The following is a 22,647-nucleotide window of genomic DNA, read 5'->3' on the forward strand; positions in this document are numbered from 1 at the left end:
ACCTATGCGCCAGGAATTTGAAGTACACCTCGAACCGCTGCTCAGCGTCCCCGTTGAACGCGAGCTGCCGCTGCGCCAACGCTTGTGGCAGCAAGGCTGGCTGCGCAAGGGCCTGATCCTGATCGTGTTGGCGATCATTTGGGAGGCAGTCGCGCGTTACCAGAACAATGACCTGCTGCTGCCGAGCTTTTTGCAGACCGCTCAAGCGTTATTCGACGGCCTGCTCAGCGGTGAATTGTTGAGCAAAGTGAGCATCTCGCTGGCGGTGCTGATCAAGGGCTATGTGATCGGCATCGTGCTGGCGTTTGCCCTGACTACGCTGGCGGTCTCGACCCAGCTTGGCCGCGACCTGCTGAGCACACTGACCTCGATGTTCAACCCGCTGCCGGCCATCGCATTGCTGCCGCTGGCCCTGCTGTGGTTCGGCCTGGGGCAGAACAGCCTGATTTTCGTGCTGGTGCATTCGGTGCTGTGGGCCTTGGCGCTGAACACGTATTCGGGGTTTCTTGGCGTGTCTGAAACCCTGCGCATGGCCGGCCGCAACTACGGCCTCAAGGGCATGCGTTTTGTGCTGTTCATCCTCATCCCGGCGGCGCTGCCGTCGATCCTTGCCGGCCTGAAAATCGGCTGGGCATTTGCCTGGCGCACATTGATCGCCGCCGAACTGGTGTTCGGCGCCACCAGCGGCAAGGGCGGTTTGGGTTGGTACATCTTCCAGAACCGCAATGAGCTGTACACCGACAAGGTGTTTGCCGGCTTGGCCGTGGTTATCCTCATCGGGTTGCTGGTCGAAAATCTGGTGTTCAACACCTTTGAGCGGCTGACGGTGAAGCGCTGGGGCATGCAGCGTTGATACTAATAGGGTGGCAGACCCCCCGGTTCAAACAGGAGTCATTGTTCTTTATCGGCGCGAGCTCTGATAATGCCGTCCGAACCTGACGTCGCCCTGGCGTCAGGCATGCGCGGTAAAAGGATTTACGACGATGCGGTGTTTTGTACTGGCGGCGGCCTTGTTGTTCTCGACCTCGGTGTTTGCCGAATTTACGCCCGACGCGGTGGCCATGCCCAAGCCGCTTTATCCCTCTGGCCTGATCAGCACCCAGGGGCATGCGCGCATCAGCTTGAAGATTCACAGCGACGGCACGGTCAGTGATGTAAAGGCGCTCTCCGCCACCCAGCCGGCCTTTGGCGAAGCTGCCGTGGCCGCGGCGACGCTGTGGCGTTTCAAGCCCTGGACGGTCAGTGCCGACCGCCCAGCGGTGCTTGAGGCGCATAACGACATGATCTTCACGCCTGAACCGCCCAGCCCCAAAACGGTTCAACTGACGTTTACGCAAACTCTGTTTCAACCCTGCAGCGCGTTGACCGCAGAAGTCAGCCAGTTCCGTCGCGATTACCCCGCGCGCCCGCTGATCGATATCAAGAGCTTTGCCATCACCCGCGTTGCGGTGATGTTCCCCGCGCTCAGCGGTAAAAGTGACTACAAACAAGGCCTGGCCAAGGCCGACGAACTGGAAAAAGCCCTGCCAGACATCGTGCGCCAGTGCCAGGCTCACCCCAAGGCTGCCTACGCGGACTACTTGCCGCGCACCTTCAAGCGTTACCTGTAAAGCCTGCTAGGATTGCGTGCAGTTCACTCCCCAACGATCACGAGTGCTTGGCATGCAATTACCGGACATGAACCTGTTGGTCGCCCTCGACGCCTTACTTGATGAAGGCAGCGTGGTCGGCGCCGCGCGGCGCATGAACCTCAGCCCGGCGGCCATGAGCCGCACCCTCACGCGTATTCGCGAAGCGGTGGGCGATCCGATCCTGGTGCGCGCCGGGCGTGGCCTGGTGCCGACGCCCAAGGCGCTGCAGTTGCAAGGCCAGGTGCGCAACGTGGTGGAGCAGGCGGCGTTGTTGTTCCGCTCGGCAGACCAGGTTGACCTCAGCACCTTGCGCCGGCGATTCAGCGTGCGTGCCAATGACTTCTTTGTCGGCGTGTATGGCGGTCGGCTGTTCGACACCATGGAACGCATGGCACCGCAGTGCGAGCTGTGTTTCGTGCCTGAAGGCGACACCGACGACGAGGCATTGCGCGAAGGTCGGCTGGACCTGCGGGTGAGTAATTCCATGCCATCCAGCCCCGAAGTGAAGGTGCAGAACCTGTTTTCCACCACCTTTGTGGGCCTTGCGCGCGAGGATCACCCGCTGTTCGACGAAGAAATCACCGCCGCGCGGTTTGCCAGCTACTCCCACATCAGCATTTCGCGACGCGGCATCGCCCGCGGGCCAATCGACACCGCGCTCAATGCCCTGGGCCTGGAGCGCCGCGTGGCCATGATCGCCCCAGGCTTTCATGGCGCGATGTTCATGCTGCCCGATTCCGACCTGCTGCTGCCGGTGCCCAAGGAAGCCCTGCTGAGTGCCAATCGCCTGAAGCTGCCCCTGCGCGCATTCCAGTTGCCGATCTCCCTGCCGACCCTGATGCTGGCCCAATTCTGGCACCCGCGTTTCGACAAAGACCCTGCCCATAAGTGGCTGCGCGAAACCATGCGCGAGAGCTGCCACGCCACCTGGCTGGAAGCCCAACCCAGCTGAGATTCACTCGATCAATGTGGGCGCTGGCTTGCCTGCGATGGCGGTCTGACTGTGTAGGGATTCATTGCCTGACCCACCGCTATCGCAGGCAAGCCAACTCCCACAGAGATCAGCAGTGCCCCTGAGGATTGCGTCTGACGCACTTATAAGCTTCCGGCAAGTAACTTTTTGTTATGGGTGTGCCTGATTAAACTGCTCGGGTATTTCTAATCCCGAGTTACCTGTCCATGACCTCCCTCGCTGCCCCCGCCCTCCAGGCTGCAGCCAAACCCACTGCGCTCAACCCGCCCGTGTTCGGCCCGCGCATCATCATTGGCTTGGTCGGCGTCTTGCTGGCGGTGCTGGTGTCCGGTCTCAACGAGATGGTCACCAAAGTCGCCCTCGCCGATATCCGTGGTGCGCTGTACATCGGTTTTGACGAAGGCACCTGGCTGGTCGCGGCGTACACGGCGACCTCCGTGGCGGCCATGGCTTTCGCGCCCTGGTGTTCGGTGACGTTTTCCCTGCGCCGCTTCACGCTGTGTGCCATCGCTTTGTTCACCGTGCTGGGCATCCTGTGCCCGTTTGCGCCGAACTACGAAACCCTGCTGGTGCTGCGCACCGTGCAAGGCCTGGCCGGTGGCGCGTTGCCGCCGATGCTGATGACCGTGGCGCTGCGTTTCCTGCCGGCCAACGTCAAGCTGTATGGCCTGGCGGGTTACGCACTCACCGCCACGTTCGGCCCAAGCCTGGGCACGCCGTTGGCGGCGCTGTGGACCGAGTACGTCGGCTGGCAATGGGCGTTCTGGCAGATCGTCGCGCCGTGCCTGCTGGCGATGGCCGCCGTGGCCTACGGCTTGCCACAAGACCCGGTGCGCCTGGAGCGCTTCAAGCAGTTCAACTGGCGCGGCTTGCTGCTGGGTTTCCCGGCGATCTGCATGCTGGTGATTGGCTTGTTGCAGGGCAATCGCCTGGACTGGTTCGAGTCCGGCCTGATTACCTTCCTGCTCAGCGGCGGCACGCTGTTGCTGGTGCTGTTTCTGATCAATGAATGGTCGCAGCCGATTCCGTTCTTCAAGTTGCAGATGCTCGGCCTGCGCAACCTGGCGTTTGCCTTGATCGTGCTGGCAGGCGTGCTGATGGTGCTGACGTCGGTCATCATCATCCCGTCGAGTTTCCTCGCCCAGGTTCAGGGTTACCGGCCGCTGCAAACGGCGCCGGTGATGTTGCTGATGGCGTTACCGCAGTTGATTGCGCTGCCGTTGGTGGCGGCGCTGTGCAACCTGCGCTGGGTCGATTGCCGCTGGGTCCTGGGGATTGGCTTGAGCATGCTGGTGCTGTGCTGTGTGGGCAGCTCGCACCTGACGTCGGAGTGGATCCGGGATGATTTTTACGGCCTCTACCTGCTGCAAATCTTTGGTCAGCCCATGGCCGTTCTGCCGCTGCTGATGCTCTCCACTGGCAGCATCCAACCGATGGACGGGCCATTCGCCTCGGCGTGGTTCAACACCGTCAAAGGCCTGGCCGCCGTGGTCGCCACCGCCGTGCTGGATGTGCTGACCACCCAGCGTCTGCACTTTCACTCGACCATGTTGGTGGACCGCCTGGGCAACTCGCCCCTGGCCGACGGCGACGCGCCGGGCCTGGCGCACCGCCTGCACGAGCAGGCCGTGGTGCTGACTTCTTCGGACCTTTATTACGTCATGGCAGCCGTCGCGGTGGCGTTGATTCTGCTGATTTTCTGGATGCCGACGCGGATTTTTCCACCGCGCGCACCGACCTAGCCAAAAGGATTTCTCATGAAACGCAAAGACAAAATTGCCGTCGCCGTTATTGCTGTATTTGCCGTCGGTGTACTGGTTTATCTGGTTGCGCCCGGCCTGTTGGGCAGCAAGCGCCAGACCACCAACGACGCCTTCGTTGCCGCCGACTTCACCTTGGTGGCGCCGCGCGTGGCCGGTTTTATCAAGGAAGTGCTGGTGGAAGACAACCAGCGCGTCAAGGCCGGCCAGCTGTTGGCGTTGATCGATGACCGCGATTTTCGCGCCGCCGCCCAGGCGGCCGATGCCGACACGCTCGTCGCCCAGGCCCAACTGAAAAACGCCACCGCGACCCTCGAACGCCAAAGCTCGGTGATCGCCCAGGCCCAGGCCACCGTAGCGGCGGACCGTGCCGAAGTGGCTTTTGCCGAACACGAACAGAACCGCTACAACCACCTCGCCGGTGTAGGCGCGGGCACCGTGCAGAACGCCCAGCAAGCCAAGACCCGCATCGACCAGGCCACCGCGCGCCTGGCTAATGCCACGGCGGTGCTGGCGGCAGAGCGCAAGCAGGTGGAAATCCTCACCGCCCAGCGCGATGCCGCCGAAGGTGGACTCAAGCGTGCTCAGGCAGCGCTCGAAATGGCCAGCTATCAACTCTCTTACACGCGCATCGTCGCGCCGGTGGATGGCATGGTCGGTGAGCGCGCGGTACGGGTGGGCGCCTATGTCACGCCGGGCAGCAAGATCCTCGCCGTGGTGCCCTTGGCCGAGGCCTATGTGGTGGCCAACTTCCAGGAAACCCAGTTGTGGCATATGCACGCCGGCCAAGCCGTGCAGGTGCGCGTCGACAGCCTCGACGGCGAACTGCTCAAGGGGCATCTGGAAAGCCTCGCACCCGCCACGGGCGTGACGTTCGCCTCGGTCAAGCCCGACAACGCCACCGGCAATTTCACCAAGGTGGTGCAACGCATTCCGGTGAAAATCGTGCTCGAACCCAATCAACCACTGACCGAGCGCTTGCGTGTCGGCATGTCGGTGGAGGCCAGCGTCGACACCCAGCCTGTCGCGCAGCCGCGTGAGGTGGCCCAGCAATGAAGCAATTTGCCTGGCTCACCTTGAGCCTCATCAGCCTCAGTGCCTGTACCGTTGGCCCGGATTTCCAGCGGCCGCAAGGCCCGCACATCACGCAATGGGGCGAGCCCCAAGGGCGCCAAGCCGCCAGCCGCGCCGTCACCGAGCCTTTGCAGGAGCGTTGGTGGGACGTGTTCCACGACGCGCAACTCTCGGCCCTCACACGCCGTGCGCTCACCGATAACCTCGACCTGAAACTGGCCAGCAGCCGCCTGCAACAAAGCCGCGCCGTGCGTCAGGTAACCACTGCCGAGCGTTATCCCAACGTCAACGCCACCGGTGGTTATCAGCGCGAGCGCAACAGCGCTAAGGGCTTGAATGATCCCTCTGGCGAGAATGGCCGTTCGGCGTTCAACCAATGGGACATGGGCTTCTCTGCCGCTTGGGAAGTGGACTTCTGGGGCCGTGTAAAACGCGAAACCGAAGCCGCCGACGCCACCCTGCAAGTTGCCGAAGACGACCGCCGCGCCGTGCTGTTGTCGGTGCTCGCCGAAACCGCCCAGGACTACATCCAGTTGCGCGGCGTGCAGAACACCCGCGCCGTCACCGAGCAGAACCTCGACGTGGCGCGCCACAGCCTCAAACTCTCGCAACTGCGCCTGGCCGACGGTGTGGCGACCGACCTGGACGTGGCCGAAGCGGCTGCCCAAGTGGCCGCCATCGAAGCGCGCCTGCCGGATTTGCAGCAGCGCCAGGACCAATTGATCAACGCCCTGAGCCTGTTGATGGGCGAGCCGCCACAAGCCCTGCATGCGCAATTGTCCAAGGACGCCGCCGTGCCGCAAACCCAGCGTCAGGTCGCCATCGGTTTGCCGTCCGAGTTGGCTGAACGTCGCCCCGACATCCGCCAGGCCGAAGCGCGCCTGCACGCGGCCACTGCCACTATCGGCGTGGCCAAGGGCGACTTCTACCCGCGCATCACCCTGTCCGGCAGCCTTGGCTCCCAGGCCCTGCAACTGTCGGATTTCGGCTCATGGGGCTCGCGCGCGTTCGCCTTCGGCCCGCAATTCAGCTTGCCGCTGTTCAACGGCGGGCGTCTGCAAGGCATGTTGAACCTGCGTGAAGCGCAGCAACAGGAAGCTGCGCTGGCCTACCAGCAAACCGTGCTGCGCGCCTGGCATGAAATTGACGACCAGCTGACCCGTTACAACGCCAGCCAACTGCGCCGCGACAGCCTCGCCGAAGCGGTGCGCCAGAACCAGATCGCGCTGAGCACCGCGCAGCAGCAGTACGTCGAAGGCGTGGTGGATTTCGTCAATGTGCTCACGGTGCAAAGCGCGCTGCTGGCCACGCAGGAACAATGGGTTGAAAGCTCCACCGGCGTGTCGCTGGCCATGGTTGGGTTGTATAAGGCGTTGGGTGGCGGTTGGGAGTCGGTGTATCCATTGCAAACCGCTGGGCGATAACGGTTCTACAGTCGAGCTCGGTCAAATTGTGGGAGCGGGCTTGCTCGCGAAGGCGGTCTAGGAGGGGGCATCGTTGTTGCGTCAGCTATCGCCTTCGCGGCCAAGCCCGCTCCCACATGAAATCCGTGCGTGGGTCACGGATTCTGCAGAAAAACCACATACCCGCGAAACCACTCATTCCCCTTCAAATACCCCGGCGCCTCCCACACCCCACCCTGAATCAACCCCACCTTGAATGGCAGCCCCAGCCGGTTCATGCGCGGTAAATACGCGGCGTAATCCGGGATGCTGTGGCGCCCTTGATACGTTTGTACCACTACTTCATCCACCACGCCTTTGAGCTGGGCGATGGCGCTTGGGTCGGCGTTGCTGCTCCAGTCCATCAGCCCGGTGATGCTCAGCTTCAAGTCGGCGGGCAGGCGGTGGCGCAGGTCGCGCAGGAAGTCGGCGTATTCGTGCAGGTATTGAGTGCGGGCGTCGAAGTCGATCTGAATGCCGACCACCGGGTTGCCCGCGTCGCGCCAGCGCTGCACCTGGCCGAGCAGTTGGGTGTAGACCTGTTCTGGCCAGTGCAAGGTGTGGGCGCGGTAGACCACCCAGACTTCGCCCCGGGTGAGGCGTGGTATGCCCAGGCCCTGGGCGATCAGTTGCACGCCGCGCTCGGGGGCGCGGCGGGTGGAATTGATCTGGCCTTGCAGGATGTACAGGGTGTTGGCCTGTTTAAGCACCGGTTGCGGGGTGACGCCACTCCACAACCAGAAGGCGTCGTAGTCGCGAGCATCCACGGCGCCAAAGGCCGGGCTTGCCAGCAGGAGCAAGCCGAGCCACAGGTGCTTCACCAGTAGTACTGCAGCGATTTGCCCCATTGGGTGTCGGCGAAGCCGCTTTTGAGCTGGCGGAACCAGGCTTTGCGCACGGCCGGTTCAACGTCATCGCCGCCGCAGCTGTTGTAGCCGGCCGGTGCATAGCAGTTGATGGCACGGAACAGTGCGTAGGCTTTGTCGTTCTTCGGCGCCTTGGCGTTGGCGATCACCTGCTTGTAGCCGTTGAGCCGCGAGAAGGTTTCACCTGGAAATTGCGACGCGGTGCTGCCCAGGCTGCCGGCGGCGCGTGTCTGCTCCAGAGGCATGCCGTCGAGGTTATTGCGCAAGATGAACTCACCGAAGCAGTTCAGGGCTTGCGGGTTTTTCGCGTCGGTTTGCAAGGTGGCGGCGGTTTGCGCGATGGCCGGGCAGCTGTAGCCGGATTCGGCTTTTTCACCGTTCCACTGGAACAGTTTCAAACTCTGGCCGCCGCTGTAGACATAGCCCAGGCTGGTGCCCAGCTTGTCTTCAGGGGCCGGCGTTGGCAGTTGCTTGAGGTCGTCGGCGAAGGTGGCGAACTGGCCGCGCAGCAAGTCTTTATAAAGCAGCACGAATTGCGCGGTCTGGCGCTCGACCGGATCGTCGGCCTTGGCGATCTGCTGGCGCAGCAAGTCAGGCCCGGCGACGTTGCGCAGCAGGATATAACGCACTTGCTTGGCGCTGATCGGCGAATCGGCGGCGAACACCTTGGCCAGCTGGCCGCTGCGTTCATAGTTGAGTGCCAGGGCCAACTCCAACTGGTCGCGTTGCAGCGGCAAGTTGGCCAGCGGCAGCAGTTGCAGCCACAGGTCCTGTGCGCCTTTCCAGTCTTGCTTGGCCTCCAGGGCCAGGGCGCGCAGGGTTTGTTGGCTGAAGGCGAAGTAGTTCAGGCTCGACGGCACGCTGTGCGGCAACTGCTTCAAGGCGGCATCCGGTTGATGCTCGACGTACAGCGCGCTCACGGCTAACAAGTAGTCGTAAAACGCTGGCTCATCGGCAAACGCTGCTTTTTGCTTCTCAAGGTCTGCGCGGCTGAGGGCCGGCTGGTTGCCGCCACGCATGACCATCAGGTCGCTGACGAGTTGGATCATCGGCGTCTTGACCGTGTCGCTATTGACCATCAACAGCTTGAGGTCGGCCTCTTCGACCAATTCATCCACCGACACATTGCGCTGCTCGTCGGTAGCCTGAGTCAGTTGCCAGGCAAAGGCCTCGGCGAGTTTTTCGTTGTCGTCCGCCAGCCAGTACACCCGGCGCAGCAAGCCGCGCGCGGAGGCGCTGTACTCGCCCTGTGGATGAGTTTTTAGATAAGCATCGAAACCCTTTTCGGCCTCGGCAAGCGCGGGTTTATCCACACGGTCAAGGTGCGGCACGCCGTCTTCGTCATAGGTGTTGGCCTGGGCCTGGTTGAGTGCGTTGCGCGCGGTCATGTAGAGCGCGGTTTCTTTCAGCCAGGGCGAAGCGGCGTTCTGGGTGGCGACGAAGCCAGGCCCGGAGTCGGTGAAACGACCTGCGTAGAAATCGGCGGCGGCTTGCAGGTACGTGCGAAACAACTGACCTTCGGTCGACTGGATATCTTGCGACGGCTCCACCACCGGGCCTGTCCATTCACAGGTGGTGAGCAATTGCAGGCGCGCCTTCACCAGCAGATTGCGCTCTGCGGCTGGCATGTCGGCTTTGACCACTTGGCTGATAAAGGCGGCGGCGCTGTTGTCGTCGTTGCTGCGGCAGCGGCTGCCCTCGCCATTGAGGAACGCATCGCCGGCAGCTTTAGCGTCGTCGCGCTTGATGCCCAGCGGTTCAAGCAGTGCATCGAGCGGCGAGGTTTTGGGGGTGTCGGGCGTGCTGGCGGGCTCGGCTTCGCCACGCGGCACTAGGCGATACACCGGGAACGGCACCGGGCCAAAACCTTCTGCCAGGTCATCTTCGCTCAAGGCATTGGGCGTCAGCGGCGCGGCTTTCTTGTCGGCCAGCAACAAGCGCAGGTTGGCCCGGCTGTCATTGCCAGGGCTCAGGAACGGCAGATTGTTGCAGGGGTCCAACGTGTCACGCGACACCCGCCAGTCGGGGTAACACGAGTCGTCCGAACTGGCCTGGGCCGGTAGGGAAATGCCGGCAAGCAGGGCCAGTGCCAGGGGTGACAAAAAACCGATGCGCATGACGTGTCCTTGATCCTGAGTCCTTGGAGGGTGCTAATCATAGCTTGATCCAACAGCCGCTTCGGTGAAGGCCTACACAAATTGCTGATTTGTCCGATTTTTGGTCGTGGCATTGCTCAGCGAAACCCAGGCGCAGTCGCAGGTCCATCAGGTACCAGTCAAGTGCTGCGGCGTGCCGCCCAACGGTTGTAAAACAGCGAGCGAAAACGGGGCTTTTGTCCTAGAGTGGCGCTTGTTTGCGCATGTGCAGGTTTTTCCCGGAAACGGGCAGTATCAGGGGAATTGAGGTGCGACGGTCTGTGGTAGAGCAAGACGACAAAGTTGGGGCATTTCACGCGGTCAATCGCCTCTCGGGCGCCTGGGAAGGCGCCGGTTGGCTCAGCCGGTTGTGGTGGGTGCCGATTCTGGCGCTGGCCATGGCCGTGCGTTTCTATGGCCTGACCGCTTCGGCGATCTGGGGCGACGAAGCGTCGAGCCTGCTGCTCAGCGAATACGCCATGGAGGACCTGTGGTTTCACGCCGCCCATGATGTGCACCCGCCGCTGTACTTCTTCATGCTGCGCGGTTGGATCGAGCTGTTTGGCGATGGTATCTGGTCGATTCGCGGCATGAGTGCCCTGCCCGGCGCAGCGGCGGTGGGGCTGGGCATCTGGCTCACGCGACAGCTGTCCACGCGTCGTGCGGCGGTGCTGGCCGGTGTGCTGCTGGCGTTGTTTCCGACGGCGGTGCGTTACAGCCAGGAAGTGCGCATGTACTCACTGCTGGCCGTGTGGTTGCTGGGCGCCACGCTGGCGCTGGTGTACTGGGTGCGACAGCCCGAGCGCACGCGTTACCTGGCCGTCTATGTAGTGCTGATGGCTGCCGGGTTCTACACCCACTATTTCACTGCGCTGTGCGTGTTGGTGCACTGGGCGTACCTGGGCGTGTTGTGCCGCTCACAGGCGCCCGGCCAACGCTTGATCATTCGCCCGTCGTGGTGGTGCGCCAATGCGCTCATTGTGGCGTTGTACCTGCCGTGGCTGCCGAACCTGCTGGACCTGACGCAGCACATTGAACAGCTCAAGGTTGGCGGTGATATTGGCTGGGAAGACCCGGTTTCGCTGATTTCCGTGCCGTCGATGGTCTGGCAGTTCATGCTTCAGGATGAAGGCATCGGCTTTTGGCCGCCGCTGTTCTGGCTGTTCCCGCTGCTGCTGATCGCCGTCGTGGGCATCGCGGCCTGGCGTGACCGTGAGCGGTATCGCCCGGCATGCCTGCTGGCGCTGTTTTTTCTGCTGCCGCTGTTGCTGGTGTACGGCGTCTCTTTCATTTCCCCGGTATTTATCGAGCGCTACCTCACGGTCTACGCACTCGGGTTGCCGATCCTGATGGCCCTGGCCATCGACCGCCTGCCCAAACGCCTGGCATGGTTGGGCGCGGCGTTGTTTGTGTTGTTCGTGGGTGTGGAACTGCTGGGGTTGAAGAACAACGCCACCGTGGATGCGCATGATCAATTCAACGTGCCGGTGGAGTTCGTTAACCGCAACTATCAGGAAGACGACCGCATCGTCCTCAGCGATATGCTGTGGTACTTGCCCTACGTTTATTACGACGAAACCGACGCCCAATTGCAGCTCTACACGCCCCCCAAACCCGACGGCACGCCGACCCGGCCGAACGCCTACGGTTTCGGCACGTTGGTGGATCAGGACGGCGGGCGTATTTACCTGGACCGTTTGTCGGCATTACCGGCCGATACGCACCGCGTGTGGCTGATCAGCAGCACCGAAATGCCGGATGAGTTCGCACCGATTCCTGCCGACTGGCGCCAGCTTTTGCAGCAGGACGGCGGCGGGGCACGGGCGCGCTTGTTTGTGCTGTGTCGCGGGCCAGAGCCCTCGCAGCCCGAGGGTTGCCGTTAATCAGGCATCGGTATCAAGTACATGCCCGCAACGCCTGTTGCGGGCCAATCCCTTCGAAACCACTAAGCGGGTTGACGACTTCGTTGATGGCACGGCGGTGCGTCACGCGGTTGTTGGCCTGGCTGGCGCCTGGGCTAGACTCACAGGAATGGTCTTCGTAGGAACCCACCATGGAATCGCCTGTGCACAGCTTGCCGTCACTGTTCAAACAGCTGGGGCTGCCGGATGACCCGGTGAGTATCGAGCAGTTTGTGACGGTTCATTCACCGCTCAAACCTGAGTTGCACCTGGCGGATGCGTTTTTCTGGACGGCCAGTCAGCGAGCATTTTTGCGCGAAGAGATTTTGGATGATGCCGATTGGGCGGAAGTGGTGGATCAGCTGAGTGTGTTGTTGCGCACGGGGCGTTAGGGTTAAAAATATCGGCCTCTGCGGCGTTGGGATTTTGCCGACGGCTTGTACCGATGACCTTCAGGTGCGACGCCAACGCTGACCCAACGTGGGAGCCACAGTGGAAAAACCAGCACACCCATTCAAACCCGCTTTACTTGCCCACAGCACCCCGCACCACCCATCACAAACTTGTTTCAAAACTTGACTGCTTTGGACGCATCCACCATATTGATAGTTAGCAAACTAACTGTATGCGAACAATCCAGTGCCTCATACCCTCGAACAACTCCAGATGAACCTCAGCAGCAGCATGGTGGTGGGCGCCCGCAATTGGCGCAAAATCTGCCAGACCACGCTGGTGAGCTACGGTATTTCCGAAGCCTGCGCCGTGCCCTTGTTGATGATCGGCCGCTTGGGCGACGGTGTGCACCAAGTAAAAGTCGCCCAGGCCTCCGGCATGGAAAGCCCGTCGTTGGTGCGCCTGCTTGACCAGCTGTGCAGCGGCGGCTACGTGTGCCGGACCGAAGACGTGCATGACCGTCGCGCCAAGGCCTTGAGCCTCACCGAGCGCGGCCGCGAGCTGGTGCAAGCGGTGGAAGCGCAGCTGGTGCGCCTGCGTCAGGAAGTGTTGGCGGACATTGCCCACAGCGACCTTGAAGCCGCCCTGCGCGTGCTGCGGGCGTTCGAAGCGGCTGGGGTTGCATCGCCTTGAACGGATTTTTTACCGGTTTTCCGCCAGCCCGCGATTGGTTTTACGGGGTACGTACGTTCGCAGCGTCAATGATCGCGTTGTACATCGCCATGCTCATGCAAATGCCACGTCCGTACTGGGCGATGGCCACGGTGTATATCGTCTCGAGCCCGTTTGTCGGTCCTACCAGTTCCAAGGCGCTGTACCGCGCCATCGGCACCTTCATGGGTGCAGCGGCGGCGGTGGTGTTTGTGCCGATGTTTGTGCAGGCGCCGTACGTGCTGGTGGTGGTGATTGCGTTGTGGACGGGCATTTTGCTGTTCCTGTCCATGCACCTGCGTACCGCGAATAACTACGCGTTGATGCTGGCCGGCTACACCTTGCCGCTGATCGCCTTGCCGGTGGTGGATAACCCGCTGGCGGTGTGGGATGTGGCCGAGGCGCGGACCGAGGAGATCTTTCTCGGTATCGCCGTGGCGGCGGTGGTGGGCGCGATGTTCTGGCCGCGGCGCCTGATGCCGGTGTTCGATGGCTCGGTGACCAAATGGTTTGCCGATGCCCAGGTCTACAGCCTGCGGTTTTTGACGCGCAACGTGCAGCCGGAAGAGGTCAGCACCTTGCGCGGCGGCATGGTCGCCACCTTCAACACCCTGGAATTGATGATCGGCCAGTTGCCCCACGAAGGCGCGCGGCCGCAGACCGTGCGCAACACCAAGGAACTGCGCGGGCGCATGATTCACTTGCTGCCCGTGGTGGATGCGCTCGACGACGCCCTGTACGCCGTCGAACACCGCGCGCCGGAGTTTCTCGACCGACTCACGCCGGTGCTGGAGGCAAGCCGGCAGTGGCTGGAAAGCACCGTTGAAACCGCCCCGCTGGAAAGCTGGCGCGTGCTGCGTGATCAGGTCGATGCCCTGCAGCCCCAAGGCGAAGCGCTGGATGATCGCCACACGTTGCTGTACTCCAACGCCCTGTATCGCCTCGGCGAGTGGATCGACCTGTGGCAAGACTGTCGCAGCCTGCAGGCCGCCATCCAGTGCGAAAGCCAGGACACCTGGCGCGCGGTATACCGCCACTGGCGCCTGGGCCGGCTGACGCCATTTCTCGACCGTGGCTTGATGTTCTATTCGGCGTTTTCCACCGTTACCGCGATCATCGTCGCCTCGGTGCTGTGGATTTTGCTGGGCTGGACCGACGGCGGCAGCGCGGTGATCCTGGCCGCCGTGGCCTGCAGTTTTTTTGCCTCGATGGACGACCCGGCGCCGCAGATCTACCGGTTCTTTTTCTGGACCGCAATGTCGGTGTTGTTCGCCAGCCTTTATCTGTTTCTGGTGCTGCCTAACCTGCATGATTTTCCGATGCTGGTGCTGGCGTTTGCCGTGCCGTTTATCTGCATCGGCACGCTCACCGTGCAGCCGCGTTTCTACCTCGGCATGCTGCTGACGCTGGTCAATACCTCCTCGTTCATCAGCATTCAGGGCGCCTATGACGCAGACTTCCTGAACTTCGCCAACGTTAACCTGGCCGGCCCCGTGGGTTTGTTGTTTGCCTTTGTGTGGACGTTGATCGCGCGGCCGTTCGGCGCCGAACTGGCGGCCAAGCGCCTGACCCGTTTCAGTTGGCGCGACATCGTCACCCTGACCGAACCTGCGACCCTCGCCGAACACCGGCACATGGCCGCGCAAATGCTCGACCGCCTGATGCAGCATCTGCCGCGCCTGGCCCTCACCGGCCAGGACACCGGCATCGCCCTGCGCGATTTGCGTGTGGCGCTGAACCTGCTCGACCTGCTGGCCTACTCGCCGCGTATCTACGGCGTACCTCGGATACTGCTCAACCAGGTGGTGGAAGGTGTGGGCGGTTACTTCAAGGCCTGCCTGAAGGCGGGTGAACGCTTGCCCGCGCCGAGCGGTCTGCTGATGACCCTGGACCGCACGCGCCGCGCCCTCAACGGGCAAGGCCTGCAAGACGAAGACGACACCCGCCTGCATCTGCTGCACGCACTGGCCGGCTTGCGCCTGTCGTTGCTGCCTGGCGTGGAATTTATTGGCGGCACCGAAATGGAAGCGCCGCTGCCTGATGGAGCGCCTTTATGATCGGTGATCTGGATATCAGCGGGGTGTTCCTGCCCACGCTGCTGGTGCTGATGGGCATTACGTACGTGTTGTTTCTGGTGGTGCACGGGCTGTTGACGCGCATTCACTTCTATCGCCTGGTCTGGCACCGGGCATTGTTCAATGTGGGGCTCTACGCGCTGTTGCTGGGCGCGGTGGACTCACTCAGTCGATATCTGATGACATGAAAAAACCTTTTTTGACCATCGGCCGTGTTGTCCTGACGTTATTGATAGTGACCTTCGCTGTCGTCGTTGTGTGGCGCATGGTCATGTACTACATGTTTGCGCCCTGGACCCGTGACGGGCATATCCGTGCCGACATCGTGCAGATCGCTCCGGACGTGTCCGGGTTGATCCAGCAAGTCGACGTGCGCGACAACCAGTTGGTGACCAAGGGCCAGGTGCTGTTTGCCGTGGACCAGGACCGCTTCAAGCTGGCCCTGCGCCAGGCCCAGGCCGCCGTCGCCGACCGCCAGGAAACCCTGGCCCAGGCCAACCGCGAGTACAAGCGTAACCGCGGTCTGGGCAACCTGGTGCCAAGTGAGCAACTGGAAGAAAGCCAGTCCCGCGTGGCCCGCGCCCAATCGGCCCTGGCCGAGGCGCAGGTGACGGTGGACGCCGCCCAGCTCAACCTCGACCGCTCGGTAATCCGCAGCCCCGTGGACGGCTACGTCAACGACCGTGCGCCGCGCAATCAGGAGTTCGTGACCGCCGGGCGCCCGGTGCTGTCGGTGGTCGACAGCAACTCCTTCCACATCGACGGTTACTTTGAAGAGACCAAGCTCGACGGCATTCACGTCGGCATGGCCGTGGATATTCGTGTGATCGGCGACAACGCGCGCTTGCGTGGCCATGTGCAAAGCATCGTTGCCGGTATCGAAGACCGTGACCGCACCAGTGGCTCCAACCTGCTGCCCAACGTCAACCCGGCGTTCAGCTGGGTGCGCCTGGCCCAGCGGATTCCGGTGCGCATTGCCTTTGATGACGTGCCGGCGGACTTTCGCATGATCGCCGGGCGCACAGCCACGGTGTCGATCATCGATGACAAGACCGCCGCCAAAGACAACGCGCAGCAGGGAGAAACGCGATGAAACCGGCGGCGTTGCTGGCCACGACTGGCTTGGGTTTGCTGCTGTCGGCCTGCCAGGTGGTAGGCCCGGATTACCAATTGCCGGACAAGGCCGCTATCAACCGTGGCGACCTGCAAGGGCAGATCGCGGGCGAGGGCCACAACGTGGTGTCGGCGCCGGTGCCAGCGGACTGGTGGAAGCTCTACAAAGACCCGCGCCTGGATGAGCTGGTACGCCAGGCCATGGCCTCCAACACCGACCTGCGGGTGGCTGCCGCCAACCTTCAACGCGCGCGTTTCCAGACCCAGGAGGCTGAATCGGCAGGCGGCTGGAGTGCCGGCGCCAAGGCTGAGGCCCAACGCTTGCAGGAATCGGGTGAAGCGTTTTTGCTGACTGAAAAAGTCCCGGTTGGCAACATCGGCAGCGCCAGCATCAGCACCTCTTACCAGTTCGACCTGTTCGGCACACTGCAGCGCGGCATCGAAAGCGCCCAGGCCACCACCGACGCCGCCCAGGCCGCCGCTGACATCGCGCGCATCACGCTGGTAGCGGATGTGGTGCGCTCCTACACCCAGGTGTGCGCGGCCAACGAAGAACTGGCGATCGCCAACGAGTCCCTCGACCTGCAGGCCCAGAGCACCAAACTGACCCAGCGCCTGCGCGATGCCGGGCGTGGTGATGAAACCCAGGTGACGCGTTCGCAAACCCAATACAAATCGTTGCGCGCCGACATGCCGCGCTACGAAGCATTGCGCCAGGCGGGCTTGTTCCGGTTGTCGATGCTGCTGGCCAAGCCGGTAGACCAACTGCCAGCGGGCACCGGCACCTGCGCCGAGCTGCCGCACATCGCCCAGTTGCTGCCGGTGGGCGACGGCGCGACCCTGCTCAAACGTCGCCCCGATGTGCGCCAGGCTGAGCGCCAACTGGCTGCCGCCACCGCGCGTATCGGCGTGGCCACCGGCGCGTTGTACCCGGACATCAGTATCGGCGCCACCGTGGGCACAGTGGGTCTGCTCGATGACTTGGGCACGCCGGCCACCAACCGCTGGGGCTTTGGCCCGTTGATCAGTTGGTCGGTGCCGACCAACGGCGCGCGTGCGCGCATTCATGAAGCCGAAGCGGCGACCCAGGGCGCCCTGGCGCACTTTGACGGCGTGGTGCTCAATGCCATCCGCGAAACCCAGACTGGCCTTGCGCAATACACCGCGCAGTTGCAACGCCGCGACGCGTTGGCCGATGCCGGCCAGTCTGCCAAGGAGGCGTCGGAGCAGACGCACCGCTTCTTCCAGGCCGGGCGCGCCTCGTTCCTGGCCGACCTGCAAGCCACGCGCACCTACACCGATGTGCGCGCGCAGCTGGCGGCGGCGAACACCCAGGTTGCCATGAGCCAGATCGATCTGTTCCTGGCCTTGGGCGGTGGTTGGGAAAGCGGACGAACGCAAGCGTCACAGGCCAGCAAACCCTGAGCTAAAAGCTATGCTTTGTCAGTGAGTCGCGGTGGCGGCTCACCTGACACTGCTCGCGTTTGCTCATGGGGATTCCAATAATGAAAAACCCTTATGCTCCCGCTTTCTGGTGCGTGTGCTTCGCACTGGTGTTGTTATCGGCTGCCTATTTCTACGGCGTCATGCTTGCCCATCAAATCGACAAGGCCATGGTGTTTCTCGACAGCGCGTGCCTGGTGATTGGCACGTTGTCCATTGGCGTGGTGGCGTGGGCGTCGTATCAAAATCAACGGGTGAAGAAAAAACTGCTCGAACAAGGCAAGACCCGCGTGGCGATCTGGGACACCAAAGTTGCCTTGCGCCGCGTCGAAACCGTGTTCGACCGCTATTTCTGGGGCAGCTACTGGCAGCCCGGGCGGACCTTCCAGGAAGTCATGGGCGAACTCACCGGCACCCCGCTGGAAAAAAGCCTCGAAGCCCTGAAAAAACAGTGCGTGCTGCTCGACCAGCAGGTAGCCGACGGTAGGCATTGGCTGAATAACGCACGGGAATTGTCCGACGTGGCCAACGCCATGGCACGCGAGCGCTACCAACTGGACTTCTGCAACCCCAAGGTCGACACCCCGGGAAACGCGGTCATACACCGCGAATTCGAGGTGTTGGTGTACACCTGGACCGCCCGTTTGAAGAGTTTTGATCATCAACTCGATGAGATTGAATTGGAGTACTCGTGAACCAACGGTTGACCTGACCCCTCTGAAAAGCTGGGCCGTTCGCGGCCGCCAGTGCTAATCTTCCCCCGTTTTCGGCGGGTTTGAGCCAACCCCTCTTGGGGGGTTCAAGGAAGACAGCCCACTTCTCACAGGATTTGATCAGGTCACTTCATGAATAAGCCAGCAGTTGTTCTTTTGGGTTTCGTTGTCGCCGTCGGCGTCGTCAGTGCAGGCGGCGCCTGGTACACCGGTAAGCAACTGGAGCCGGTGCTGCAGACCGCGATCCAGAACGCCAACAAGGAACTGCAGACCTCCATGGCCGGCGTCGACGGCAGCGTGAACCTGGAGCTGGTGTCCCTGGACCGTGGCCTGTTCAGCAGCACCGCCCACTACCGCCTCAAGGGTCAAGGCAGCGTATTCGGCGAAGAAAACCCCAACCCTGAGCTGCTGTTTGTCGACCACATCGAACACGGCCCGCTGCCGTTTTCGCGTCTGGTGTCGCTGAAATGGCTGCCGGTCATGGCCACCAGTCACTATGAGCTGGAGAAGAACGCCACCACCGAGAAATGGTTCGCCGCCAGCAAAGACGTGTCGCCGCTCAGAGGCGTGGCCAATATCGGTTACAACCGTTCGGTCGATGGCAACGTCGAACTGCTGCCTCTGGAACTCAAGGACGACAAGTCCTCGGTGAGCTTCTCCGGCGCCAACCTGGACTTCGACGGCACCGCCGAAGGCCAGAAGGTCAAGGCTGAAGGTTATATGAACAGCCTCAAGGTTGCGGTGATCGATGCCAACGGCGCGCCCTTTGAAGCCGAACTGTCCGGCCTGACCGTGGCCAGCAACCTGGAGAAGACCACATTTGGTTTCTACACCGGGCAAAACACCGTTGAGCTGACCGACACCAAAGTGACCTTCGGCCCGCAGAAAGCCGTGCTGACCCTCAAGGGCTTCGAGCAGAAAGACACCAGCGAGACCAAGGACAACAACCTGGCCGGCCGCGTCGATTACAAAATCGATGAGATCGGTTACCAGGGCAAGCCTGTCGGTTCGGCCGCCATGGCCCTGAGCATGAAAAACGTCGACATCCCGGCCATGCTGGTACTGACCAAGCTGTATCAAGACAAGATGCAACCGGTGCAAGCCGCCGCCGCTGCCGGTCAGCCTGTGCCTGAGCTGCAACTGACCGAAGCCGAGCAGACCCTGGCCGAGGCCAACGTCAACCAGGTGCTGGCTGCCAAGCCACAAGTGGCGGTGGAAAACCTGTCGTTGAAAACCACCCACGGCGAAAGCAAATTCAACCTGGTGGTCGACCTGACCAAGCCGGCCTCGATGGAGCTGCCGCCGGTTGAACTGGGCAAGCAAGTCATCGCGCTGCTGGATGCCAACCTGACCCTGTCCAAGCCAATGATCGGTGACGTCGCTGCACTGCAAGCGCAAGTGGGCGGCGTGACCGACCCTAAAGCCATCGAGCAGCAATCGCAGATGGCGGCCGAGATGGTCAGCGGCATGGCCGTCGGCACCCAGTTGGCTACCCTGGTGGGCACGGATGTGGTCTCCAAGCTGCATTACGCCAACAATGAAGTGACCTTCAACGGCCAGAAGATGACGGTTGAGCAATTCATTGGGTTTGTGATGGCCAAAGCCGGCGCGGTCAGCGGCGCGCAGTAAGATTTCTTACATCAGTAAGAAATAAATAATGGGGGAGCAGGGTTGCCCGGGGCAGCGGTCAAACAGTCGGCATACGGGCCGGCGGTGACCGGTCAGCCCAGGCAAGTCTGCTCCCCCATTGGCTTTTCTGTTGCCGGGACAATTCTGAACAATTGTTCCGAATTGGACTTTTCCCTACATTCATAGGGGATAGTTCCTACAGGAAAGCTAGGCCGGGTCATCAGACGCCGGCACCCTGATGCAAACCGCTCAGGACCACCTATCGTTACAGCTTTCCGCGTGTAAGGAAGCTCACGATATGTTGCGAAACCTACCCATCAGTGCTTCAGGCCGGTTGCGACTGCTCATCGGGGCTGCCTTGTGCAGTCAATTGCTGATGCCCGGCCTCGCCCTGGCCGATCCGGCCTACGACGCGTTGATTATTCAGGCGCGTAACGGCAACTTCACGCCGGCCCTTACCCAACTGCGCCAATTACCTGCCGAACGCCAGACGCCAGGCCAGATCAGCGATCACATTGTGATTGCCGGCTGGGCCGGGCAAGACGCCGAAGTGCTGAAGGTGTACGAGGCGCAAGGCAAGAATCGCAACCTGACTACCCAGGCGCTGGCCACGGTTGCCCGTAACTATCGCAATCAAAAGCAGTGGCCACAGGCCCTGGCGGTATATCAGCAGGCGCTGCTGCGTGAGCCGAATAATATCGACCTGCAACTGGGCCAGGCCCTGACCCAGGCCGACGGTGGCCAAACCAATGAAGCGGTGCAACGCACCCGCGCTTTGGTGGCGGCGCAACCCAATGACCCCAACCGCCGCATGGCCCTGGGCTACGCGCTGACCCGCGCGGGCTTGAACTACGACGCGCTGTTTGAGTTCGACCAGGCTTTTATCCGCGCGGGTGACAAACCCGAAGTGGTGCGCGAATACATCGTCGCCCTGCAAAAGGCCCGTTTGCCGGAGCCAGCCCTGCGCCTGTCGGCCAAGCACCCAGGCGTACTCGATGTTGTGACCCAGCGCCGCCTGGAAGGCGACCTCGCCGCCGAACGTGTACGCATGGCCGAGTACGCCACGCGCACCGAGAAAGAACGTTATGTGGTCGCTGATCGCGCCCTCAGTGACTACGACACACTGCTCGCCCGCTGGACCCCTGACCAGAGCGCCCATGACGACGTGGTGCGCTGGCGCATCGACCGCCTGGGCGCCCTCAAGGCACGCGCGCGCACCGCAGAGGTGATCCGCGAGTACGAAACCCTCACTGGCGAAAGCGTGCAATTACCTACCTACGCTTTGCGCTGGGTGGCTGCGTCCTACCTCGACCAGCGCCAGCCGGAAAAAGCCGAGCCGTTGTACCGCCAGGCGCTGACGGCACCGGATGCCGATCCCGGTGATCACGTCGAAGACAGCACCGCATTGTTTTACGCCTTGCTCGAAAGCGACAAGGTGATGCAAGCGCGCGAAGTCGCCAATAACCTGGCCACCAACCAGAAGCCTCGCGTTGAACTCAAGGGCTTGCCCATCGGCAACCCCAACGACAGCTGGATGGACGCGCAGCAACTGGCGGCCCAGGCCGGCACTTACGGCGGTGACCTGCCAGGCAGCGAAACCGGGCTGGAAGCCCTGGTGGCGAAAGCCCCTGGCAACGTCGGCCTGCGCCTGGCCCAGGCCGATATGTACCGCGCGCGTGATTGGCCGCGGCGCGCCGAAGGCTCGCTCAAGGAAGTTGAAACCCAGGCCCCGCGCGATATCGGCCTGGAAGTGTCCCAGGCCTACACCGCCATGGACCTGCAGGAATGGCGGCAAATGGACGCGCTGACCGATGACGTGCTGGCGCGCAACCCCGACAGCCGCCAGGTGCAGCGCCTCAGCCGCCTGCGCGACGTACACGACATGGCCGAACTGCGCGTCGAAGCCTACACCGGCAAAAGCTACGGCGGTGGTGGTAACAATGATGTCGGCGCAGTGGCAGGCAGCCGGGACTGGGGCATCGAAAGCGTGCTTTACAGCCCGCCCATCGATGAAGACTGGCGCGTCTTCGCCGGCGCCGGTTACGCCACCGCAGACTTTACCGAAGGCACCGGCCAGCATCGTTTTCAGCGCGTCGGCGTCGAGCAGCGCACCCGCGACATGACCCTGGAAGCCGAGGTGTCCAACCACTCCTACGGTTATGGCTCCAAGCAAGGCGCGAGCGTGTCGATTGCCCGCGACATCAATGACAACTGGCAGTACGGCGGCAGCCTGGGTTATCTCCTGGCGACCACGCCGCTGCGCGCATTGAATGCCGATGTCACGGCCAACGGCGGCAGTGGCTTTGTCCGCTGGCGCGAGAATGAGAGCCGCGAATGGAAGCTGTCCCTGAGCCCGTCGCATTTCAGCGACGGCAACAACCGCCTCGAAGCGCTGCTCACCGGTCGCGAGGGCATCTACAGCTCGCCGCACGTGCAAGTGGACCTGGGCCTGGAAGTCGGCGCCAGCCGCAACACGAAGGAAGACGTGGTGTATTTCAACCCGAAATCGGACTTCAGCGTGTTGCCCACCATGACGGTCAATCACGTGCTTTATCACCGCTATGAGACCCAGTGGAGTCAGCAGTTCCAGATCGGTGCGGGCACCTATAGCCAGCGCGATTATTCCACCAGTGGGGTCGGCCTGATCGGCTACGGCCAACGTTTTCGCTGGAACGACGTGCTGGAAACCGGCGCCAACCTGAGCCTGATCAGCCGCACCTATGACGGCGATCGCGAACGCGATCTGCGCCTGCTCGTCGACCTCACTTACCGTTTCTAAAAGAGCCTG

18 protein-coding genes are annotated in these 22,647 nt (G+C 62.3%); 16 read left to right on the forward strand and 2 right to left on the reverse strand.

Going from position 1 to position 22,647, the window contains the following annotated elements; genetic code table 11:
• Positions 1-4: 4 nt before the first annotated feature.
• The 6 genes from C4J83_RS00715 to C4J83_RS00740 all read left to right on the forward strand — a co-directional run bounded on the left by C4J83_RS00715 (position 5) and on the right by C4J83_RS00740 (position 6,862).
• Positions 5-853, forward strand: a complete 849-nt coding sequence (locus C4J83_RS00715) for an ABC transporter permease (RefSeq protein ID WP_119738360.1) — start codon at positions 5-7, stop codon at positions 851-853.
• A 130-nt stretch (positions 854-983) separates the two neighbouring features.
• Positions 984-1,610 (forward strand): TonB family protein, encoded by a 627-nt coding sequence (locus C4J83_RS00720; protein WP_124416120.1) that lies wholly within the window; start codon positions 984-986, stop codon positions 1,608-1,610.
• Between the two features lie 52 nt (positions 1,611-1,662).
• Positions 1,663-2,583, forward strand: a complete 921-nt coding sequence (locus tag C4J83_RS00725; RefSeq protein WP_119738355.1) for a LysR family transcriptional regulator — start codon at positions 1,663-1,665, stop codon at positions 2,581-2,583.
• Between the two features lie 227 nt (positions 2,584-2,810).
• Entirely contained in the window at positions 2,811-4,346 is a 1,536-nt protein-coding gene (locus tag C4J83_RS00730; RefSeq protein WP_124416121.1) for an MFS transporter, read from the forward strand.
• Between the two features lie 15 nt (positions 4,347-4,361).
• Positions 4,362-5,420: an HlyD family secretion protein gene (locus tag C4J83_RS00735; protein ID WP_124416122.1), complete on the forward strand. Its 1,059-nt coding sequence runs from the start codon at positions 4,362-4,364 to the stop codon at positions 5,418-5,420.
• Complete coding sequence (locus tag C4J83_RS00740) at positions 5,417-6,862, forward strand: efflux transporter outer membrane subunit (protein ID WP_124416123.1); 1,446 nt, start codon at positions 5,417-5,419, stop codon at positions 6,860-6,862. Before C4J83_RS00735 ends, C4J83_RS00740 begins: the two co-directional genes overlap by 4 nt.
• Positions 6,863-6,996: 134 nt before the next feature.
• Here the strand turns inward: C4J83_RS00740 and C4J83_RS00745 are convergent, their stop codons facing one another.
• Positions 6,997-7,701 carry a DUF3142 domain-containing protein gene (locus tag C4J83_RS00745; protein WP_124416124.1) on the reverse strand — a complete coding sequence of 235 codons (705 nt, stop codon included), beginning with the start codon at positions 7,699-7,701 and terminating at the stop codon, positions 6,997-6,999.
• On the reverse strand, positions 7,698-9,863 hold the full coding sequence (locus C4J83_RS00750; RefSeq protein WP_124416125.1) for a PA5441 family protein: 2,166 nt from the start codon (positions 9,861-9,863) through the stop codon (positions 7,698-7,700). Before C4J83_RS00750 ends, C4J83_RS00745 begins: the two co-directional genes overlap by 4 nt.
• A 287-nt stretch (positions 9,864-10,150) precedes the next feature.
• On the opposite strand from C4J83_RS00750, the gene C4J83_RS00755 reads away from it, so the two are divergent.
• The 10 genes from C4J83_RS00755 to pgaA all read left to right on the forward strand — a co-directional run bounded on the left by C4J83_RS00755 (position 10,151) and on the right by pgaA (position 22,638).
• Complete coding sequence (locus C4J83_RS00755; protein WP_124416126.1) at positions 10,151-11,764, forward strand: glycosyltransferase family 39 protein; 1,614 nt, start codon at positions 10,151-10,153, stop codon at positions 11,762-11,764.
• Between the two features lie 170 nt (positions 11,765-11,934).
• A complete protein-coding gene (locus tag C4J83_RS00760; protein WP_124416127.1) occupies positions 11,935-12,174 on the forward strand; it encodes a DUF2789 domain-containing protein in 240 nt (79 codons plus the stop codon).
• A gap of 274 nt (positions 12,175-12,448) precedes the next feature.
• Complete coding sequence (locus tag C4J83_RS00765; RefSeq protein ID WP_119738340.1) at positions 12,449-12,868, forward strand: MarR family winged helix-turn-helix transcriptional regulator; 420 nt, start codon at positions 12,449-12,451, stop codon at positions 12,866-12,868.
• Complete coding sequence (locus C4J83_RS00770; protein WP_124416128.1) at positions 12,865-14,943, forward strand: FUSC family protein; 2,079 nt, start codon at positions 12,865-12,867, stop codon at positions 14,941-14,943. Before C4J83_RS00765 ends, C4J83_RS00770 begins: the two co-directional genes overlap by 4 nt.
• Complete coding sequence (locus C4J83_RS00775) at positions 14,940-15,149, forward strand: DUF1656 domain-containing protein (protein ID WP_016969155.1); 210 nt, start codon at positions 14,940-14,942, stop codon at positions 15,147-15,149. The genes C4J83_RS00770 and C4J83_RS00775 overlap by 4 nt, the downstream gene beginning before the upstream one ends.
• Positions 15,146-16,054: an efflux RND transporter periplasmic adaptor subunit gene (locus C4J83_RS00780; protein WP_124416129.1), complete on the forward strand. Its 909-nt coding sequence runs from the start codon at positions 15,146-15,148 to the stop codon at positions 16,052-16,054. The genes C4J83_RS00775 and C4J83_RS00780 overlap by 4 nt, the downstream gene beginning before the upstream one ends.
• The gene (locus C4J83_RS00785) at positions 16,051-17,499 is read left to right on the forward strand and encodes an efflux transporter outer membrane subunit (protein WP_124416130.1); all 1,449 of its coding nucleotides are present in this window, start codon (positions 16,051-16,053) and stop codon (positions 17,497-17,499) included. Before C4J83_RS00780 ends, C4J83_RS00785 begins: the two co-directional genes overlap by 4 nt.
• Positions 17,500-17,579: 80 nt before the next feature.
• Positions 17,580-18,212, forward strand: a complete 633-nt coding sequence (locus C4J83_RS00790) for an NADH:ubiquinone oxidoreductase subunit N (protein ID WP_106577321.1) — start codon at positions 17,580-17,582, stop codon at positions 18,210-18,212.
• Between the two features lie 150 nt (positions 18,213-18,362).
• On the forward strand, positions 18,363-19,859 hold the full coding sequence (locus C4J83_RS00795) for a YdgA family protein (protein WP_106577322.1): 1,497 nt from the start codon (positions 18,363-18,365) through the stop codon (positions 19,857-19,859).
• A 298-nt stretch (positions 19,860-20,157) separates the two neighbouring features.
• A complete protein-coding gene (pgaA, locus tag C4J83_RS00800) occupies positions 20,158-22,638 on the forward strand; it encodes a poly-beta-1,6 N-acetyl-D-glucosamine export porin PgaA (protein ID WP_124416131.1) in 2,481 nt (826 codons plus the stop codon).
• Positions 22,639-22,647: the final 9 nt, after the last annotated feature.

The sequence above is a fragment of the Pseudomonas sp. LBUM920 genome (genome assembly GCF_003852315.1).
Lineage (GTDB): Bacteria > Pseudomonadota > Gammaproteobacteria > Pseudomonadales > Pseudomonadaceae > Aquipseudomonas.

What these genes read in the sequence shown, in the direction of transcription:
- C4J83_RS00750 (WP_124416125.1), bottom strand. Translation starts at nt 9,863, where the DNA reads ATGCGCATCGGTTTTTTGTCACCCCTGGCACTGGCCCTGCTTGCCGGC.
- C4J83_RS00725 (WP_119738355.1), top strand. Translation starts at nt 1,663, where the DNA reads ATGCAATTACCGGACATGAACCTGTTGGTCGCCCTCGACGCCTTACTT.
- C4J83_RS00715 (WP_119738360.1), top strand. Translation starts at nt 5, where the DNA reads ATGCGCCAGGAATTTGAAGTACACCTCGAACCGCTGCTCAGCGTCCCC.
- C4J83_RS00730 (WP_124416121.1), top strand. Translation starts at nt 2,811, where the DNA reads ATGACCTCCCTCGCTGCCCCCGCCCTCCAGGCTGCAGCCAAACCCACT.
- C4J83_RS00780 (WP_124416129.1), top strand. Translation starts at nt 15,146, where the DNA reads ATGAAAAAACCTTTTTTGACCATCGGCCGTGTTGTCCTGACGTTATTG.
- C4J83_RS00735 (WP_124416122.1), top strand. Translation starts at nt 4,362, where the DNA reads ATGAAACGCAAAGACAAAATTGCCGTCGCCGTTATTGCTGTATTTGCC.
- C4J83_RS00785 (WP_124416130.1), top strand. Translation starts at nt 16,051, where the DNA reads ATGAAACCGGCGGCGTTGCTGGCCACGACTGGCTTGGGTTTGCTGCTG.
- C4J83_RS00790 (WP_106577321.1), top strand. Translation starts at nt 17,580, where the DNA reads ATGAAAAACCCTTATGCTCCCGCTTTCTGGTGCGTGTGCTTCGCACTG.
- C4J83_RS00760 (WP_124416127.1), top strand. Translation starts at nt 11,935, where the DNA reads ATGGAATCGCCTGTGCACAGCTTGCCGTCACTGTTCAAACAGCTGGGG.
- C4J83_RS00775 (WP_016969155.1), top strand. Translation starts at nt 14,940, where the DNA reads ATGATCGGTGATCTGGATATCAGCGGGGTGTTCCTGCCCACGCTGCTG.
- C4J83_RS00795 (WP_106577322.1), top strand. Translation starts at nt 18,363, where the DNA reads ATGAATAAGCCAGCAGTTGTTCTTTTGGGTTTCGTTGTCGCCGTCGGC.
- C4J83_RS00740 (WP_124416123.1), top strand. Translation starts at nt 5,417, where the DNA reads ATGAAGCAATTTGCCTGGCTCACCTTGAGCCTCATCAGCCTCAGTGCC.
- pgaA (WP_124416131.1), top strand. Translation starts at nt 20,158, where the DNA reads ATGTTGCGAAACCTACCCATCAGTGCTTCAGGCCGGTTGCGACTGCTC.
- C4J83_RS00720 (WP_124416120.1), top strand. Translation starts at nt 984, where the DNA reads ATGCGGTGTTTTGTACTGGCGGCGGCCTTGTTGTTCTCGACCTCGGTG.
- C4J83_RS00765 (WP_119738340.1), top strand. Translation starts at nt 12,449, where the DNA reads ATGAACCTCAGCAGCAGCATGGTGGTGGGCGCCCGCAATTGGCGCAAA.